This window comes from Pontibacillus litoralis JSM 072002 (assembly GCF_000775615.1).
Lineage (GTDB): Bacteria > Bacillota > Bacilli > Bacillales > BH030062 > Pontibacillus > Pontibacillus litoralis.
Window position 1 is genome coordinate 164,208 of sequence record NZ_AVPG01000003.1, and the last position, 18,064, is coordinate 182,271.

General features: G+C 41.0%; 18 protein-coding genes and 1 riboswitch. Of the genes, 4 read left to right on the forward strand and 14 right to left on the reverse strand.

Annotation, left to right across the window (positions count from 1 at the left end; genetic code table 11):
• Positions 1-53: 53 nt before the first annotated feature.
• Positions 54-149, forward strand: coding sequence for an EYxxD motif small membrane protein (locus tag N784_RS17170; RefSeq protein WP_332307840.1), 96 nt, complete (start codon positions 54-56; stop codon positions 147-149).
• On the opposite strand, the gene purD is transcribed toward N784_RS17170, so the two are convergent.
• The 11 genes from purD to purE are packed head-to-tail and all read right to left on the reverse strand — an operon-like array spanning position 130 to position 11,402.
• Positions 130-1,398 (reverse strand): phosphoribosylamine--glycine ligase, encoded by a 1,269-nt coding sequence (purD, locus tag N784_RS04250; protein ID WP_036832693.1) that lies wholly within the window; start codon positions 1,396-1,398, stop codon positions 130-132. The genes N784_RS17170 and purD overlap by 20 nt on opposite strands.
• A 17-nt stretch (positions 1,399-1,415) precedes the next feature.
• The gene (purH, locus tag N784_RS04255; RefSeq protein ID WP_036832695.1) at positions 1,416-2,957 is read right to left on the reverse strand and encodes a bifunctional phosphoribosylaminoimidazolecarboxamide formyltransferase/IMP cyclohydrolase; all 1,542 of its coding nucleotides are present in this window, start codon (positions 2,955-2,957) and stop codon (positions 1,416-1,418) included.
• A gap of 1 nt (position 2,958) precedes the next feature.
• Positions 2,959-3,528 carry a phosphoribosylglycinamide formyltransferase gene (purN, locus tag N784_RS04260; RefSeq protein ID WP_036832697.1) on the reverse strand — a complete coding sequence of 190 codons (570 nt, stop codon included), beginning with the start codon at positions 3,526-3,528 and terminating at the stop codon, positions 2,959-2,961.
• Entirely contained in the window at positions 3,525-4,559 is a 1,035-nt protein-coding gene (gene purM / locus N784_RS04265) for a phosphoribosylformylglycinamidine cyclo-ligase (protein ID WP_036832698.1), read from the reverse strand. The genes purN and purM overlap by 4 nt, the downstream gene beginning before the upstream one ends.
• Positions 4,559-5,980 (reverse strand): amidophosphoribosyltransferase, encoded by a 1,422-nt coding sequence (gene purF, locus N784_RS04270; RefSeq protein WP_036832701.1) that lies wholly within the window; start codon positions 5,978-5,980, stop codon positions 4,559-4,561. Before purF ends, purM begins: the two co-directional genes overlap by 1 nt.
• Complete coding sequence (gene purL, locus N784_RS04275; protein ID WP_036832704.1) at positions 5,956-8,181, reverse strand: phosphoribosylformylglycinamidine synthase subunit PurL; 2,226 nt, start codon at positions 8,179-8,181, stop codon at positions 5,956-5,958. The genes purF and purL overlap by 25 nt, the downstream gene beginning before the upstream one ends.
• Entirely contained in the window at positions 8,165-8,848 is a 684-nt protein-coding gene (purQ, locus tag N784_RS04280) for a phosphoribosylformylglycinamidine synthase subunit PurQ (RefSeq protein ID WP_036832706.1), read from the reverse strand. The genes purL and purQ overlap by 17 nt, the downstream gene beginning before the upstream one ends.
• A complete protein-coding gene (purS, locus tag N784_RS04285; RefSeq protein WP_036832708.1) occupies positions 8,848-9,096 on the reverse strand; it encodes a phosphoribosylformylglycinamidine synthase subunit PurS in 249 nt (82 codons plus the stop codon). Before purS ends, purQ begins: the two co-directional genes overlap by 1 nt.
• Entirely contained in the window at positions 9,089-9,808 is a 720-nt protein-coding gene (gene purC, locus N784_RS04290) for a phosphoribosylaminoimidazolesuccinocarboxamide synthase (protein ID WP_036832710.1), read from the reverse strand. Before purC ends, purS begins: the two co-directional genes overlap by 8 nt.
• Positions 9,809-9,826: 18 nt before the next feature.
• Positions 9,827-10,924, reverse strand: a complete 1,098-nt coding sequence (gene purK, locus N784_RS04295; RefSeq protein WP_036832712.1) for a 5-(carboxyamino)imidazole ribonucleotide synthase — start codon at positions 10,922-10,924, stop codon at positions 9,827-9,829.
• Positions 10,914-11,402, reverse strand: a complete 489-nt coding sequence (gene purE, locus N784_RS04300; protein WP_036832770.1) for a 5-(carboxyamino)imidazole ribonucleotide mutase — start codon at positions 11,400-11,402, stop codon at positions 10,914-10,916. Before purE ends, purK begins: the two co-directional genes overlap by 11 nt.
• A 160-nt stretch (positions 11,403-11,562) precedes the next feature.
• Positions 11,563-11,664: riboswitch (purine riboswitch) on the reverse strand.
• A 238-nt stretch (positions 11,665-11,902) separates the two neighbouring features.
• Between purE and N784_RS04305 the strand changes: the two genes are divergently transcribed.
• Positions 11,903-13,408: a glycine betaine uptake BCCT transporter gene (locus N784_RS04305; RefSeq protein ID WP_036832715.1), complete on the forward strand. Its 1,506-nt coding sequence runs from the start codon at positions 11,903-11,905 to the stop codon at positions 13,406-13,408.
• A 207-nt stretch (positions 13,409-13,615) separates the two neighbouring features.
• On the forward strand, positions 13,616-14,902 hold the full coding sequence (locus tag N784_RS04310) for a S8 family peptidase (protein ID WP_036832718.1): 1,287 nt from the start codon (positions 13,616-13,618) through the stop codon (positions 14,900-14,902).
• A gap of 53 nt (positions 14,903-14,955) precedes the next feature.
• Here the strand turns inward: N784_RS04310 and purB are convergent, their stop codons facing one another.
• The 3 genes from purB to N784_RS04325 all read right to left on the reverse strand — a co-directional run bounded on the left by purB (position 14,956) and on the right by N784_RS04325 (position 17,349).
• Positions 14,956-16,248: an adenylosuccinate lyase gene (gene purB / locus N784_RS04315; RefSeq protein WP_036832720.1), complete on the reverse strand. Its 1,293-nt coding sequence runs from the start codon at positions 16,246-16,248 to the stop codon at positions 14,956-14,958.
• Positions 16,249-16,601: 353 nt separating this feature from the next.
• A complete protein-coding gene (locus N784_RS04320) occupies positions 16,602-16,796 on the reverse strand; it encodes an NETI motif-containing protein (RefSeq protein ID WP_036832723.1) in 195 nt (64 codons plus the stop codon).
• Positions 16,789-17,349: a DUF2179 domain-containing protein gene (locus tag N784_RS04325; RefSeq protein WP_036832726.1), complete on the reverse strand. Its 561-nt coding sequence runs from the start codon at positions 17,347-17,349 to the stop codon at positions 16,789-16,791. The genes N784_RS04320 and N784_RS04325 overlap by 8 nt, the downstream gene beginning before the upstream one ends.
• A gap of 141 nt (positions 17,350-17,490) precedes the next feature.
• Between N784_RS04325 and N784_RS04330 the strand changes: the two genes are divergently transcribed.
• Entirely contained in the window at positions 17,491-17,922 is a 432-nt protein-coding gene (locus N784_RS04330) for an Hsp20/alpha crystallin family protein (RefSeq protein ID WP_036832729.1), read from the forward strand.
• Positions 17,923-18,064: the final 142 nt, after the last annotated feature.

The following is an 18,064-nucleotide window of genomic DNA, read 5'->3' on the forward strand; positions in this document are numbered from 1 at the left end:
GGAATAAATCATCCGGGCACCTTTCACCAAAGGAGGGTATTACATTGAATATTATGGAATATTTGTCCGATATGACGTTTGTAATTGCAACTGTTATTGGAACCATTGTTGCGATTCTTTATATTTATATTAAGAAGAAGAAGACTTAATGCCTTTCGAAGCAATATCACTTCGATAAAAATAGCCACCCTCTGTATTTGCTTCTCCATACACTTCATATACATTTGTCACAGCTTGCTGTAGTGTTTGGGCAGTAGAACCAACTAATAACACTCGTCCTCCGTCAGCGACAATTTGTCCATTCAGCTCTTTCACCCCAGCATAGTTCATAAACACATCGTTTCCATCAATAGAAAAAGTAGGAACTAGATGACCTTTTTCATAAATACCAGGATAGCCACTAGATGCCAGTACAACACCTGCACAAAAATGATTTTGCCACTTAAGTTGTGGATCAACCCCTTGCAGTACATCTTCTAGCACTTGAACGAAGTCATTGCATAATAACGGCAATACGACTTGTGTTTCTGGGTCTCCAAAACGGGCGTTAAATTCAATCACTTTTGGTCCATTATTCGTTTGAATGCAGCCAGCGTACAATATTCCTGTAAAACTTCGCCCTTCCTGCACAAGCGCCTGAGCTGTAGGAACGACAATAGATGTCACTGCTTCTTCGATATCCGCTTTTGTTAAAGAAGGAACTGGAGCATAAGCCCCCATCCCGCCTGTATTAGGCCCTTGATCACCATCGAACGCTCGCTTATGATCCTGAGCGGGAATCATTGGATATACGTTCTCACCTTGAACGAAAGCCATTAATGAAAATTCCTCTCCTTCAAGGAATTGTTCAATAACGACACGGTGTCCGGCTTCTCCAAATTGATTATCCGCCATCATGCGGTGAATCGCATCGAACGCTTCCTCTGTTGTGGAGGCTACTGTAACCCCTTTTCCAGCTGCAAGTCCATCTGCTTTCACTACAATAGGTGCACCTTTCGCACGAACAACTGCTATTGCTTCATCCAACGTTGTGCACGTGTGGTAACTTGCTGTGGGAATGTGATATTGTTCCATCAATTGTTTAGCATATGCTTTACTTCCTTCAATCAATGCCGCTTCCTTTGTAGGTCCGAATACCGTTAACCCCGCTGCTTGAAAGGCATTGACAAGACCTTGTAAAAGAGGAACCTCTGGACCAACAATCGTCATATCTATTTGTTTTTCTTTCGCAAAGGATACGAGTTCCTCTTGCTCGGTAACAGCTATTGGAACACACGTTGCTTCTTCCATCCCTCGATTCCCAGGTGCACAATAAATCGTTTCTACACGACTACTTTTTTGAACTGCTTGTACGATGCTATGCTCTCGGCCGCCTTGTCCAATGACGAGAATGTTCATCCAATCGCTCCTTCCCATTAATGTTTAAAATGACGAACCCCAGTAAATACCATAGAAATTCCGTGCTTGTTACATGCATCAATTGACTCCTGATCCCGCTTCGATCCACCAGGTTGAATAATCGTCGTTACTCCAGCCTGAGCTGCCGCCTCTACCGTATCTGGCATTGGAAAGAAGGCGTCACTAGCAAGGGCTGCTCCTTGACACTTCTCTCCCGCTTGCTCAATTGCTATTTTCGCCGCACCGACGCGATTCATTTGTCCAGCACCAATCCCGATTGTTTGTTGACCTTCCGCTACGACAATCGCATTGGACTTTACATGCTTGACAACTTTCCACGCTAACTGCAAATCCTTCCATTCTTGTTCCGTAGGCTTTCGATCTGTAGCAACCGTAACTGTCGCATCAGCAAGTGTTGCTTGATCGACATCTTGCACTAACAACCCACCACGAACGGATGTTAGTTGCTTATCTACCCCTTTGTCTTGATTCATATCTACTTGTAACAGACGTAAGTTCGTTTTTTCTTCTAATACATGTAACGCCTCTTGTGAGAAGGAAGGAGCAATAATAATTTCCAGAAAAATCTCTTTCATCTTCCATGCTGTTGCTTCATCTAATTCTCGGTTTACAGCAACAATTCCTCCGAAAATAGACACAGAGTCCGCTTCATAAGCACGGTCATATGCGATTTCAATCGTATCCCCTATACCTACCCCGCAAGGATTCATATGTTTCACAGCTACAGCAGCAGGTTGCTCAAAATCTAACACCATAGATAACGCAGCGTTGGCATCTTGAAGATTGTTATAAGAAAGCTCTTTACCGTTTAACTGGGTAGCATTCGCAAGTGATACTCCTTTATACAGCGGGTCTACATAAAATGCTGCTTGCTGATGTGGGTTTTCTCCATAGCGTAATGTTTGCACTTTCTCAAATGTTGTCGTCCATTGATCTGGCGCACCTTCATGCTTCACAACCTCCGCAAAATAATTGGCAATGAGCGTATCATAGCTTGCTGTATGCTCAAATACGTTAGCAGCTAATTGTTTTCGATACGCTAGTGGAATATCGCCCTTCTGAAGGTAGGAAATAACCACTTGATAATCATCTGGACGGACTACTACCGTAACGTGAGCAAAGTTTTTAGCAGCGGCACGTAGCATCGTTGGGCCACCAATATCAATATTCTCAATCGCCTCTTCCTCTGTCATAGAAGGCTTCATGATCGTTTCTTTAAATGGGTATAAATTGACGACAACGAGATCGATTCCTTGAATACCTAAATCCTCCAGTTGCTTTACATGGTCGTCGTTTGTCTTTTGTGCTAATAGTCCGGCATGGATATGTGGATGAAGTGTTTTGACGCGCCCTTGTAGAATTTCTGGAAATTCCGTAACTTCTGATACAGAAATAACAGGAACCCCAGCCTCTTCTAAAGTACGTTTCGTCCCACCTGTAGAAATGAGCTCATACCCTAATTGAACTAACTGCTGAGCGAATGAAACAATGCCCGCTTTATTAGAAACACTAATGAGTGCCCGCTTATGCTGTGCCACTTTATATCTCCCCTTTTACAATTTGTTGAATAACTTGTGGATAAAGACGATGCTCCATTTGTTGTATCTTTTTCTGTACAGCACTTGCGTCTTCCCCTTCTTCTATACGCAGTGCTTCCTGTTCAATAATTGGTCCGGTATCCATTCCTTCATCAACGAGATGAATCGTCACACCTGTTACTTTCACGTTCGCTTGAAGTGCTTGTTCAATAGCATCTTTCCCTGGAAAAGCAGGCAGCAACGACGGATGAATGTTCAGAATCTTCCCTTCATATGCTTGTAACAACGTCGGGCCAATCAAACGCATATACCCCGCTAACACAAGCAACTCCACATCCGCTTCATGTAATACATGCAAAATGTCCTTCTCAAAGTCTTCCTTATGCTCATAATTACTCGGCACAAAACGGAAAACAGGTACACCTAGTGCTTGCGCTTTCTGTTGTACAGGTGCATGTTCTTTGTCACATACGAGTAATTTCACCTTTACATCTAGAATTCCTTCTTGCGCTTGACGAGCAATAACATCGAAGTTCGAGCCACTCCCAGAAGCAAACACAGCAATATTCATCGGTAAAACACTCCTTGCTCATTCGTCACTGTACCAATCACAAAGGCTTGTTCACCAACTTGTTCAATCGCTTTAGTCGCTTCTTCTACATCCTCTGGAGCGACAGCCAACACCATCCCAATCCCCATGTTAAAAATACTCATCATATCATAATCGTTCATGCCGCTTTTCTCTTGGAAAAACGAGTAAACAGAAGGAATGGGCCAGCTATCCACGTGAATGTCAGCCCCCAGGTTATTAGGTAACATGCGTGGTAAATTTTCCTGAAATCCACCACCTGTTATATGAGATATCGCCTTCACCTCAACTCGTTGTAAAACACTCTTTACTGGCTTTGCATAAATTTTTGTTGGCGTTAACAATACATCTCCTAATGTTTGTTGAAAGGTTTGATTGAGACCAGGATAGCTTTCGTGTAAGTCTAACTGAAAGTCTTGTAACCATTTACGCACAAGGGAAAAACCGTTGGAATGGATGCCACTAGAGCAAAGACCGATTAATACATCACCCGCTTGGACATTGTCACCCGTAATGAGCTTCTCTTTTTCTACAACGCCAACGACGAAACCTGCTAAATCATATTCATCTAGTTCATACATGCCAGGCATTTCTGCAGTTTCCCCACCAATAAGTGCACAACCTGCTTGCTCACATCCGTCCGCTATCCCTTTCACGATTGCCTCTATACGACTTGGATCATTTTGTCCACACGCAATATAATCTTGAAAAAATAGCGGCTGGGCTCCTTGGGCTACAATATCATTGACACACATGGCGACAGCATCAACGCCAATCGTGTCATGACGCGCCATTTCGAACGCGAGCTTCAGCTTCGTTCCTACGCCATCTGTGCCAGAAACTAAAACAGGCTGTTCATACGGAAGGCTTGATATATCAAACAAGCCTCCAAATCCTCCTAGACCTCCTAGCACTTCTTGTCGAGTAGTACGTTTCACATGTTGCTTCATCCGCTCCACCGCTTCATAACCAGCTTCTACATCAACACCAGCTTGCTTATATTGATCTCTCATTACTTAGCCCCCTCTTTCTCATGTGGATGGATGGTGCTGTCGTAAATTTCCGTCGGATAGTTACCTGTAAAACACGCATTACAAAAGCCGTGCTGGATGGAATCATTTTGCTTGCCGATTGCCTCCTCCATCCCTTCTACAGATAAAAAGGATAAACTATCTGCACCAATAATTTCACGCATTTCTTCAATACTGTGACTACTTGCAATAAGCTCTGATGACGTCGATGTATCTATTCCGTAATAACAAGGGTTTTGAATAGGTGGCGCGCCAATTCGTACGTGTACTTCTGTCGCACCAGCTTCTTTTAACAGACGAACAATTCGTCTACTCGTTGTACCACGAACAATCGAATCATCAACCATAACGACGCGCTTTCCTTCCACGATGCCTCGTACAGCAGATAATTTCATCTTCACTCCTTGTTCTCGTAATTCTTGGGACGGCTGGATAAACGTTCGCCCGACGTACCGATTTTTGATCAAACCGAGTTCATACGGAATCCCTGTTTGCTCCGCATACCCGATTGCCGCAGATATGCTGGAGTCTGGGACACCTGTGACAATATCTGCTTCAATCGGTGCTTCTACTGCGAGCTGCTTACCCATTCGTTTTCGCGAGGAATGTACGTTAATACCATCGACATTACTATCAGGACGGGAAAAATATACATATTCCATTGCACACATGGTACGTTGTATCGGAGCAGCGAAACGTTCTGACACAAGCCCGTCATCATCAATTATTAATAATTCTCCTGGTTGTACATCACGTACATATTCCGCTCCAATCACATCAAAGGCACACGTTTCAGAGGAGACAACATACGCATCGCCTAATTTTCCGAGCGATAAAGGTCGTAACCCACGCGGATCTTGAGCGATGAATAACTGCTTTTCAGTCATAAAAACTAACGCATAAGCTCCCTTAATCATCGATAACGATTGCTTAATGCTATTCTTTAATGGCATGTGGCCACTTCGTTTAATTAAATGGGCAATGACTTCTGTGTCCGAGGTTGTTTGCAATATACTTCCTTGTGCTTCTAATTGGTTTTTTAACGCATGGGCATTTACGAGATTGCCATTATGAGCGAGTGCTAATCCGCCTGACTGAGAGCGAAAAAGAAGCGGCTGAACATTCTCATAACCGCCATTTCCTTGTGTCGCGTACCGTACGTGCCCGATTGCTTTCGTCCCTGGTAATTGCTTTAGCCTTTTCGCTTGGAACACTTCCGTTACTAAACCGAGTCCTTTTTCCGCATGCAGTTTTTCACCGTCAGAAACAACAATACCTGCTCCTTCTTGACCTCTATGCTGCAAGCTGTGTAAGCCGTAATAAGTAACTTGTGCAGCGTCCTCATGCCCCCAAACAGCAAACACACCACACTCTTCGTTTAAGCCTTTGATTTCAGCTGGCACGGTATCGACTCCCTCCAAGCTTTTTTCATCTCACTCGTGGATAAAGCGATAACTTCTTGTTCATTCACATGGACATGCATAGTGCCAGAATCCGTTACTTCCCCTAAAACATGTATGTCAGAAACGATTTGTTCAAAAGCTTCTTGGTGTTGCTTTGAAACCGAAACGATAAATCGTGATTGTGTCTCACTAAATAATTGTGTCGTTGCATCACCTGTTAGATGAATAGCACACCCGAGTTCATTGGCAAACAAGCTTTCTGCCAAACTTACTGCTACACCACCTTCTGCTACATCATGAGCGGACCGGACGAAACCATTCTGAATTGCTGCTAACAATTGCTCTTGCCTTTGTTGTTCTAGTTCTAAATCAATAGAAGGGGCTTTACCGAAATACGATCCTTCTAGCACCTTCTGTATTTCGCTACCTCCAAATTCCGCTTTCGTTTCCCCTATCAAATAAATAACATCGCCTGCTTGTTGAAATGCTTGCTGCGTAATGTCGTCTAGTTTTTCAACAAGTCCAACCATACCGACAACAGGGGTTGGGTAAATGGATTGATTGTTCGATCCGTTATATAAGGATACATTTCCGCTAATAACAGGTGTCGTCAATTGATTACAAGCTGCACTCATTCCATCTACTGTCTTTGCCATTTGCCAATAGTTTTCCGGAATATCTGGACTACCGAAATTCAAGCAATCTGTTAATGCCATTGGTTTAGCACCTGAACACACGATATTACGTGCCGCTTCTGCTACCGCAATCTTCCCGCCTGTTTCTGGGTCTAAATAAATGTAGCGTGAATTACAATCCGTCGTCATCGCGATTGCTTTTTCCGTACCACGCACCCTGACAATTGCTGCATCTGATCCAGGCGTGACTACTGTATTCGTTCCAACCATTGTATCGTATTGATCGTACACCCATTCTTTACTAGCAATAGTCGATTGTTGTAGAAGCTGTAATACCATTTCTTCTTCATTATCTACAACTGGAACGTAATCGGGCTGTTGTTGAAACGTTGTAAAATATTCTGGTTCCTTTGATTCAGGATAGTAAACAGGCGCTTCTTCTGCTAATGCATCAACTGGTACTTCAGCTACTGTTTCTCCTGCAAATTGAAGCCGAAGTACTTGCTCTTCCATTACTTCCCCTATCGTACAAGCGCTCAAGCCGTATTTCTCTACAATTGTTTCTATTTCTCGTTCTCGACCTTTTTCAACAATTAACAGCATACGTTCCTGTGACTCTGATAACATAAGTTCATATGGTGTCATTTGTTGTTCGCGCTGTGGTACTTCGTCTAAACGCATTTCAATACCTGTTCCAGATTTACTAGCCATTTCACTCGCTGACGACGTCAAACCTGCTGCTCCCATATCCTGCATCCCAACTAATGCATCGCACTGGGTAATTTCTAAACAAGCTTCAATTAACAATTTCTCCATAAAAGGGTCTCCTACTTGAACAGAAGGACGCTTACTTGCCGACGAATCCGAAAGCTCTTCCGATGCAAACGTAGCACCATGAATTCCATCACGACCAGTAGGGGCTCCCACATACATAACCGAGTTGCCGATTCCTGTGGCAATACCTTTCTGAATATCCTCTTGATCAATAATACCTACACACATTGCATTTACGAGTGGATTACCTTCATAGCAAGCATCGAATTGCACTTCGCCACCAACCGTTGGCACCCCGACACAATTGCCATACCCGCTTATGCCATGGACGACTTCACGAAACAAATATTTCACTCGTTCTGTTGTTAACTCCCCAAATCGCAACGAGTTTAGTAATGCAATTGGACGAGCTCCCATGGAAAACACATCTCGCAATATACCGCCTACACCAGTTGCTGCACCTTGATAAGGCTCGATTGCAGATGGGTGATTGTGACTTTCAATTTTGAACACAACCGCTTTCCCTTCGCCAATATCAATAATCCCAGCACCTTCTCCTGGACCTTGTAGAACATGAGGAGCCTTCGTAGGAAACTTCTTCAATAGCGACTTGGAGTTTTTGTAGCTACAATGCTCCGACCACATGACAGAAAATAATCCTGTTTCTGTATAATTTGGTTTGCGTCCTAATATTTCTTTAATAGAAGCAAACTCATCATCTGACAATCCCATCTCTTTATATAATTGATCTTGTTCTATTTTGTCCGTGCTAATGTCAAGTGTTGAGTACATGAGATTCCCTCCAATTGCTTACGATTGATTGAAATAACGTTAAACCGTCTGTTGATCCTAATAAACTTTCTACCGCACGTTCAGGGTGTGGCATCATGCCGAGAACATTCCCTCGTTCATTACAAATACCAGCAATATCTTGAACAGAACCATTTGGATTATTGGAGTACGTGAATAGTATTTGATTATTGCGCTGCAATGCTTCATACGTCTGGTCATCACAGAAGTAATTCCCCTCACCATGAGCGATTGGCAATATAATTTCTTCCCCTTGCTCATATTTGCTTGTAAACATCGTGTTGTTACGTCGTACTTTAATGCCAATATTGCGACAAATGAAGGAAAGAGATTCATTACGTAACATAGCACCTGGCAACAACCCTGCTTCTAGTAGTATTTGAAATCCGTTACAAACGCCAAGTACAGGTTTGCCTTTGGCCGCTTCTTGTTTCACCGCTTGCATAATCGGAGCTGTTGCCCCCATCGCCCCGGATCGCAAATAGTCCCCATGGGAGAAACCACCCGGAAGTAAAATGCCGTCATATGGCGATAAATCTGTTTCTGTATGCCAGACAAAGCTTGCTTCTTCTTGCAACGCATCGGTAATCGCATGAAGCATGTCTCGATCACAATTAGACCCCGGAAAAACCACTACCGCAAATTTCACTAGCGAACAGCCTCCTCAATTTCATAGTAATAATCTTCGATAACAGGATTAGCTAACAACTGGTCACACATTTCATTGATACGCTTTTCTAACTCTTCACGCTGCTCAACCATAAGTTCAATATATTTACCAACACGAACTTCCTCAACTTCATCATAAGAAAGAGAAGCTAATGACTGCTGAATGGCTTTACCTTGTGGATCTAATACACCTTCTTTTAACGTTACGAACACCTTTACTTTAAACATGAATATCCTCCTTTAGTCGGTTCCAAATAGTTTCATAGACTGATATTAAATCCCCATTACCTTGACGAAACACATCTTTGTCCATTTTTTGGTTCGTTTCCTTATCCCAAAGCCTACATGTGTCAGGTGATATTTCGTCAGATAACACAATCTTTCCATCATGCATGCGGCCAAACTCTAGCTTGAAATCGACTAACGTACAGCCAATCTCGTCAAACATCTGTTGTAAATGGGCGTTAATCGCTTTCGCTTGCTGCTTTAAAAGCGTAAGATCTTCATCCGTGACGCCTGTTAACAACTTGGCATGTTCCTCATTCATCAGCGGATCATTTAATTCATCTTTCTTGTAATAAAACTCCACAATAGGCTGGTCGAACGCGCTTCCTTCTTCAATCCCAAATCGCTTCGTCAAACTACCTGTCGCAATATTCCGAACAACAACTTCAATTGGAATAATGCACGTATGGTGAACGAGCTGTTCTGTTTCTGATAATGAATCAATAAAATGAGAGGAAATACCTTGCTGATGCAAGTATTGAAAAATGTGCGATGAAATGACATTATTCAATCGACCTTTACCACGAAATACTTCATGTTTCTTGCCATTAAATGCCGTAGCGTCATCTTTGTACTCTAAAATCCGTTGGTATTCTTCGCCAAGAATCGTGTAAACCTTTTTTGCTTTTCCTTCATATAACATTGTGCCCTTCACAATTTACCCTCCCATATGTTATTCAACAACGAGGTTCTCCACATGTTGACCTATTTTCGTCACATGGCCCATTTTTCGTTTTGGTTTCACAGCATCTTTCCCGTATAAATGAACAAAACAATCTTCAAAAGCTTCTAGTTGTTGCAAATACTTGTGCATATCTTCGCCAATGACATTCGTCATCACTGCCGCATACGGTGTTTTCACTTCTAACAGAGGTAACCCACAAATTGCTCGGATATGTTGGCCGAATTGTGATACAGAACAAGCTTCTATTGTATAATGACCAGAATTATGCGGCCTTGGAGCCATTTCGTTCACATAAATTCCGTTATTTACAACAAACATTTCCACTGCAAATGTGCCGATAAATTGAATATGCTCCGCAATACGTAACGCTGCTTTCTTAGCTTTTTCTACAACATCCCCTTCCACACGAGCAGGTACAATACTCTGCTTCAACATATGATCCTCGTGGATATTTTCTGGGATGGGAAATAAGGTTATTTCACCAAATCGTCCTCTTGTCATGACAACAGAGATTTCCTTATCAAATGGTAACCAAGCTTCCAACACGCAGTTGCCATTTGTTTGAATCGCTTCTTCTGCTGCTTTTACATCTGCCTCGCATTCTAGCTTCCATTGCCCTTTTCCGTCATATCCACCACGCGTTGTTTTTAACACACATGGGTAACCAATTTCAGCAATCGCAGGCTGCAATTGTTCCGGCCGTTCAATCAATCGATAGGGAGCAACAGGGACACCCGCTTCTGTTAGTGCCTGCTTTTCATTTCCTCTATCTTGCGTCATTTCTAATGCACGATGGCCTTGTGGCAATTTCCCTCTAGCCTCTAATTCTTTAGCTAACTCTATATCTACATTTTCAAATTCATACGTAATGACGTCTGTATGTTTTGCAAGCTCTATCGCTCCATGGATGTCATCTAATGCGGCTTGTATGTGTATATCCGCAACTTGAGCACAAGGACCGTTTGGCGCAGGATCTAACACTGCAACTTGAAAGCCCATTAACTTCGCTTCAACGGCCATCATTTTACCTAACTGACCTCCACCTAGAATCCCAATTGTGCTACTAGGAAAAATACTATTCTTCATGTAAATCCCTCCTCATTTGTTCGACATGCTCATGTAATTCTTCTTTATATAGTGCGAGGCGTTTCGCTACATCTTCATCAAAAGCACCAATCACTTCTGCCGCCAATATACCAGCATTCTTCGCACCACTTGCCCCGATTGAAACCGTCGCTACTGGAACACCACCAGGCATTTGAACAATTGAAAGCAATGAGTCGTACCCGCTTAACTTTGTTACTACTGGAACACCTATAACAGGAAGTGTCGTTTTAGATGCAATCATCCCCGGCAAGTGAGCGGCACCGCCTGCACCTGCAATGATTACTTTAACCCCTCGCTCACGAGCTGTTTCTGCAAAGCGATACATTTCATCCGGTGTGCGATGAGCTGAGAGTATATCCTTCTCATATGGAATATCGAATTCCTCTAGCATCATGCAAGCATTCTTCATCGTTTCCCAATCTGAAATACTTCCCATAACAACACTAACTGTCGCCACCATGTAACACCTCTACTTTATTATTTGATTAACAAATTCCTTCCTATTTAAATAAACAGAATGAAAAAAACGTCTATTATCATCTCATTAAGAGAAGATAATAGACGTAACGCAAATAAATTTATGGAGATAGTAAACAATAAACACACTACCCCCTAAACGTTCGTATATCTCCCCTTATAGTCTGACAATTCATGGTCGTCAGGTAGAGACTTACGGGCCATATCCCCGAGATTATATAAGGTGTATTATGAATTTGTACCATTATAGTAACAGGTACCATCTACAATAGTCAACTTAAATTCGAACAATTATATAACAAATATCAGTTAATGTTCGTCAATTGAACTGATTTATAAATGGATTTAACAGCTATTTAACAAAATTTGAACAGTAAATTTATTGACGAATTTTGAATAAATGATAAAATTATATTCGGAATGAAACGTTTGTACAGTTTTTACTTCACAAAATGTACTAACTACTTGGAAGGAGATTACATGAAGAAAGTCTCATCTGTATTTTGGATATCGATAGCCATCTCGGCCATTTTTGTATTATGGGGAGTTATCTCTCCAGAAAACCTAAAATCCAGCACAGGAAACATTCAAGGTTATCTCACAGAGAAATTTGGTTGGTTCTACTTAGGAACCGTCGCTATATTCGTTATCTTTTCTATTTATTTAATTGTAAGTCCATATGGAAAATTACGATTAGGACAACCAGGTGAAAAGCCTGAATACAGTACACTAACTTGGTTCGCCATGTTATTTAGTGCTGGAATGGGAATCGGACTTGTATTTTGGGGATCGGCTGAACCAATTTCCCACTTTGCTACTCCACCAACAGGGGACCCTGAGTCAGCGCAGGCCGCTAAAGATGCATTGCGCTATTCTTTCTTCCACTGGGGAATCCATGTTTGGGCCATTTACACAGTAATTGCTCTCTCTATTGCATACTTCAAATTCCGCCGTCAAGCACCTGGAGTAATAAGTGCTACTTTCCAACCGCTTTTAGGAGATAGAGTAAACGGACCGTTCGGAAAGACAATTGATACTATTGCCGTATTTGCTACTGTATTTGGTGTTGCTACTTCCTTAGGACTTGGAGCAGCTCAAATCGCAGGTGGGTTATCCTACATTTCGGATATAGAAAATACGTTTATGACACAGCTTGTCATCATTCTTATCGTCACTGTTCTATTCATGCTATCGGCTTGGAGTGGAATTGGTAAAGGAATTAAATATTTAAGTAATGCTAACATCATTTTAGCTGTTGCACTTATGGTATTAACGCTGTTCTTAGGTCCAACAACATTTATTATGAATATGTTCTCTAGCACCATTGGATCTTATATTCAGAACTTGCCAATGATGAGTTTCCAAATGGCACCAATGAGTACAGAGCATAACGAATGGATTCAAAACTGGACCGTCTTCTACTGGGCTTGGTTTATTGCCTGGTCACCATTTGTCGGTACCTTTATAGCCCGTGTATCTAAAGGGCGCACCATTCGTGAATTCGTCTTAGGTGTGTTATTGTTACCAACAATGTTTAGTGCTTTCTGGTTTGCTATATTTGGTGGTACTAGCCTAAAGCAAGAATTAGATGGTACGAATCCAGGTTTAACCGAATTGCAACCTGAACAAGTTTTATTTGGAACGCTTGAAGGATTACCTTTTGGTCTCATTATTACCGTCGTTGCTATTTTACTCATAAGTACGTTCTTTATTACTTCCGCTGACTCTGCGACATTCGTACTTGGAATGCAGACGACAAATGGTAGCTTAAATCCACCAACAGTTGTTAAATTAACTTGGGGTGTGATACAAGCTTCTATTGCAGCTGTTCTTCTATCTTCTGGAGGATTAGATGCACTGCAAACAGCTTCCATCTTATCAGCCTTTCCATTTGCCTTTATTCTGTTGGCTATGATATGGTCATTGTTAAAGGCACTAAAGGAAGACACAGCTGAATTAAAGAAACAAGGGAAAATGAGAAGCTAATAGAACATTCCCTACAACCAAGACCTATGACGTACATAGGTCTTGGTTGTATATTTTAATCCTTTTTATGGAGAACTTTTTTCCACTTCTTTGCATATACTACTATCTCCTCATATTCTATCAAGTCACTTCATAAGCATAGTATTATAGATTCTTCCATCTTCCCTTCTGGCGAAAAAGATACATATAAAGGCAGGAGGTGAATACATGCATATTCGTTCCTTAATACTTTTTCTTTTATACAGTATTTTCGCATATTTGTTCCAAGCTACTTTCGATACAGAAGATACCATCGTTGCTGTACTTGATTCAGGCATCGATATGGATCATCCTATGTTCGAAGAGCGACTCCTTCAAGGGTTTGACTTAATCGACGGAGACCATATACCAAACGATGAAGTCGGCCATGGCACCCAAGTCACTGGTATCATCATGCAATTAACAGAGGATTCTCCAGTACAAGTACTACCAGTTCGGAAACTAGGCAACCCAAACAACACCTCTCTTGCTATCTTACTCTCCATTATAAGCGGTGCTGACATCGTCAATATGAGCTTCCATCAACCGTATAATCCCATTACACAAAAAGTAATCGAATATGGCGCTAATAAGGATGTTCTCTTTATCGCATCGTCTGGTAACGAAGGAAAAGACACGCTAACATACCCTGCGAAATATGAACACGTCATCCCTGTAGCTGCAACCAATAACAAGAATTCTATCTTATCAGGGAATTATGGTGAAGGAATTACTTACATTTCTCCTGGGATAAACGTGCTCAGCGCTGGACTCGGTGGTGAGCTTACAACAACTAGTGGTACAAGTATAGCGAGTGCTTATGCAACAGGAGTATTCGCATATTTAAAAGCTGAGTATCCACAAGCATCTAGTGAAGAGTTAGTCCAATATGTAAATCGTTATTCACGAACAATAATGTATACCATTGATGATAAGCATCTAGAATTAAAAACGCTCGATATGGCCAAATTTAAAGCTGTCACGAATAAAAATAGTTACATGTGGTTTTCTGATATCCATTGGGGGTCAGAAGAAACAATGGCTCCTTCTATTAAACTAGATGCCTATAACATTGATCGACTTTACTTGCATGATAAAGGAACATTTTATCAAACGTACACAGGCAACACGAACTCCATCATGCTACCATCACACGAAGGAAATCATGATGTTCGCATCCATTTTCATGACGGCGATACATGGCAAGACAGGCGCATCACATATGAGATTGACAGCACACCTCCAACCATTGAAACCACGATAACGAATAATGAGAGCGCACCTAAATTACATGTACAAATTGATGAACCAAATATAGCTAACGTCTTGATCAATGGACATCACCCAAAACACTATTTGGGCTACGGTCCAGTAGATGCTACGTTAAACCATTTTACTATTATTCGACCAAAAGAAACGATTGTCATTGAAGCCATCGACACCCACGGAAACAGCAACACGAAGATTATCCACTAAAAATAAAAAACGCACCTAATGAAAACAATCTCATTAAGCACGTTTCACTTTCTTTATAATCCTATTCGTTCGAATACATTGTCCACATTTTGCAAATGGTGCTTATAATCAAAGCACGCTTCTAGTTGCTCCTTACTAAGCGTGTTTTGAATGGTGTCATCTGCTTCTACTAGACTTCTAAAGGAAATACCTTTTTCCCATGCATCCATAGCCTTTGGTTGAACTAAATCATAAGCTTGTTCTCGCACCATGCCTTCATCAATTAACGTTAATAAAACACGTTGGGAGAATATGAGTCCGTAAGTCTTGTCCATGTTGCGCTTCATATTCTCTTCATAAACCGTTAAATTCTCTACAATATTACTGAAACGACTAAGCATGTAGTGTAAAGCAATCGTTGCATCTGGTAAAATGATGCGTTCAGCTGAAGAATGAGAAATATCACGTTCATGCCATAACGATACGTTCTCAAAAGCTGTAACCATATGACCTCTTATAACACGAGCCATTCCCGTCATGTTCTCCGATCCAATTGGATTACGTTTATGCGGCATTGCAGAAGAACCTTTTTGACCTTTAGCAAAAAATTCTTCCACTTCTCGTGTCTCTGTTTTTTGCAATCCGCGGATTTCAACGGCAAATTTCTCAATGGATGTTGCAATCAACGCTAAAGTAGAAACATATTGTGCATGACGATCTCGCTGTAGTGTTTGGGTAGATACAGGCGCAGGTGTTAATCCTAGCTTCTCACAGACGTATTCCTCTACAAAAGGATCAATGTTAGCGTAAGTCCCAACAGCGCCTGAGAGCTTCCCGAATTCAATTTGCTGGGCTGCCATTTCGAATCTCTCTAAATTACGCTTCATTTCTTCATACCATAATGCGAGCTTCAAGCCAAATGTAGTTGGTTCTGCATGAACACCGTGTGTACGACCCATCATCACTGTATATTTATGCTCCTGTGCTTTTGCAGCTATTACATCAATGAAGTGATGCAGTTTTGCACGAATCTTTTCATTTGCTTGTTTTAATACGTAAGATAGCGCGGTATCGACTACATCTGTAGACGTTAAACCATAATGCACCCACTTACGCTCTTCCCCTAACGTTTCTGAAACTGCACGAGTAAAAGCCACCACATCATGACGCGTCTCCTCTTCAATTTCATGAATACGAGCAATATCAAAAGAAGCATGCTCACGAATTTTTTTAACATCTTCTTGTGGTATGTAACCTAGCTCACTCCATGCCTCACAAGCTAATATTTCAACCTCTAGCCAAGCATTAAAGCGATTCTCATCCGTCCAAATAGCTCCCATCTCAGGCTTTGTATAACGTTCAATCATTTCCTCAACCTCCACAAAAATAATAATAATAAAACCTATGCACGTTCCTAAGGGGAGGTACACAGGCTTTACATGCTCACCAAACCTTTCATTCCCTCAAGCGAAAAATTTATATAATATATCGTATCAAGAGGGAATAAAAAAAGCAATAAATAACGAACAATAAATGTTGAATTGATGAAATCATTCGCTTTTAAAGCTTGAAAAAGTCACTCATCATACGTTCACCTGCTGGGTAGGGTTGCCATTAACCTCTACAACTTCATTTTCATTAATAGCGATGTGATTTCTTCTGAATGGTGTCCTAGTTTCTATTCCTCGTGTAATTTTTGATGCCTAAATTCCACCTACATTTATTCGCTTTTCACACCGTCAAAGATGATTTTTCTACCGATGGGTTCGACTTTTTTCTCACCGTTTATGATTCTCTCTTTAAATATTGGCTCTTCCACGCGACGAACGGGACGATACCCTTCCTCTTTCATCTGCTCTAACACTTGTACTATTGTCTTTCCTTCATCCACTGTAAATCTTTTCTTTTTACCCATTCTTCTTTAAACGTCCTTTCCTTACTTGCTTGACCCAGAAGCCTCCTCTAATTTGCTTCGGTTCATACGCGACAATAAACGCCTTAGGGTCTATTTCTTTAATGGTTTCATACAAAGCTAACTCATACTTCCTTGGTGTTAATATTTGCATCGCTAAACGATCGCCTTCCATCCCGTATGCAAACCAGCTCGTCACCCCATATCCTTTATCACGTAGCTGTTTAGTGAAATCAATATCTGGATTCGAAGAGATTACATTTACCGTAATATACCCAAGAGCTAACTTCTCTTCAATTTTCATACCGACAATAACACCTAAGCCGAAACCTAACGCATAAGCAATTATATTTTGAATTTGGTCTAAGTTTTCTAACACTAGCCCTAAACCAACAATATAAACTGTAATTTCGAACACGCTAATAAGAGCAGCCCAATATCGTTGGCCTTTTAAAGTAAATATCATTCGAATCGTAAGAAAAGATACATAAAAAATATTAACAACAAAAATAATGAGTACCATAACTAGGCTATTACTTAATAAATTCTCTACCATCCTTTTCCTTCACCCTTTCTTTTGCACACAAGATATATTACCTAAATCATTCACCTACTAAACAATTATGCATACACTATATCGCAAATGATTTTCTCTGTTCAACATTAAATTACACAAAATAATGGAGGAGGTACTCATATGGATCCTTTTCAAAATATGCAAGAATGGCGAAAGAACTTAGATAGATTTTTTGGGGAAGATTTTTGGGGTGAATTTGAAGGTGTTCTAAAGCCGAAAATACCTCAAATTAATATGTATCAATCGGACAATGAAATTATGTTGTATGCCAATATTCCTGGATTAGATGATGTCAATCAAGTCGATGTATACGTTTTTAATGCCACAATAGAGTTAAGAGGAGTCATCAATATCACCCCATCCCACCAACTTATTCAAGAAGAAATATTACAAGGGTCCTTTGAGCGAACCATTGAACTTCCTTATCCGGTAAGAAGTGACAAAATAAACGCCACCTATCAAAATGGTCTGCTTATTATTCAATTACATCGACTCATTCAACAAGATACAAATAAACAACGTATCCACATTCAATATTTAGAGAATACCTAATAATAATTTGTTAAGGAATCTATCCATCTACTATTCTTCTTAAAGCTCTTGTTTTCCTTTCCCTATAATAAAAAAACCCTTAGGATTGTTTACATTCCTAAGGATTGGTACAGTTTGCCTGGCGACGTCCTACTCTTGCGGG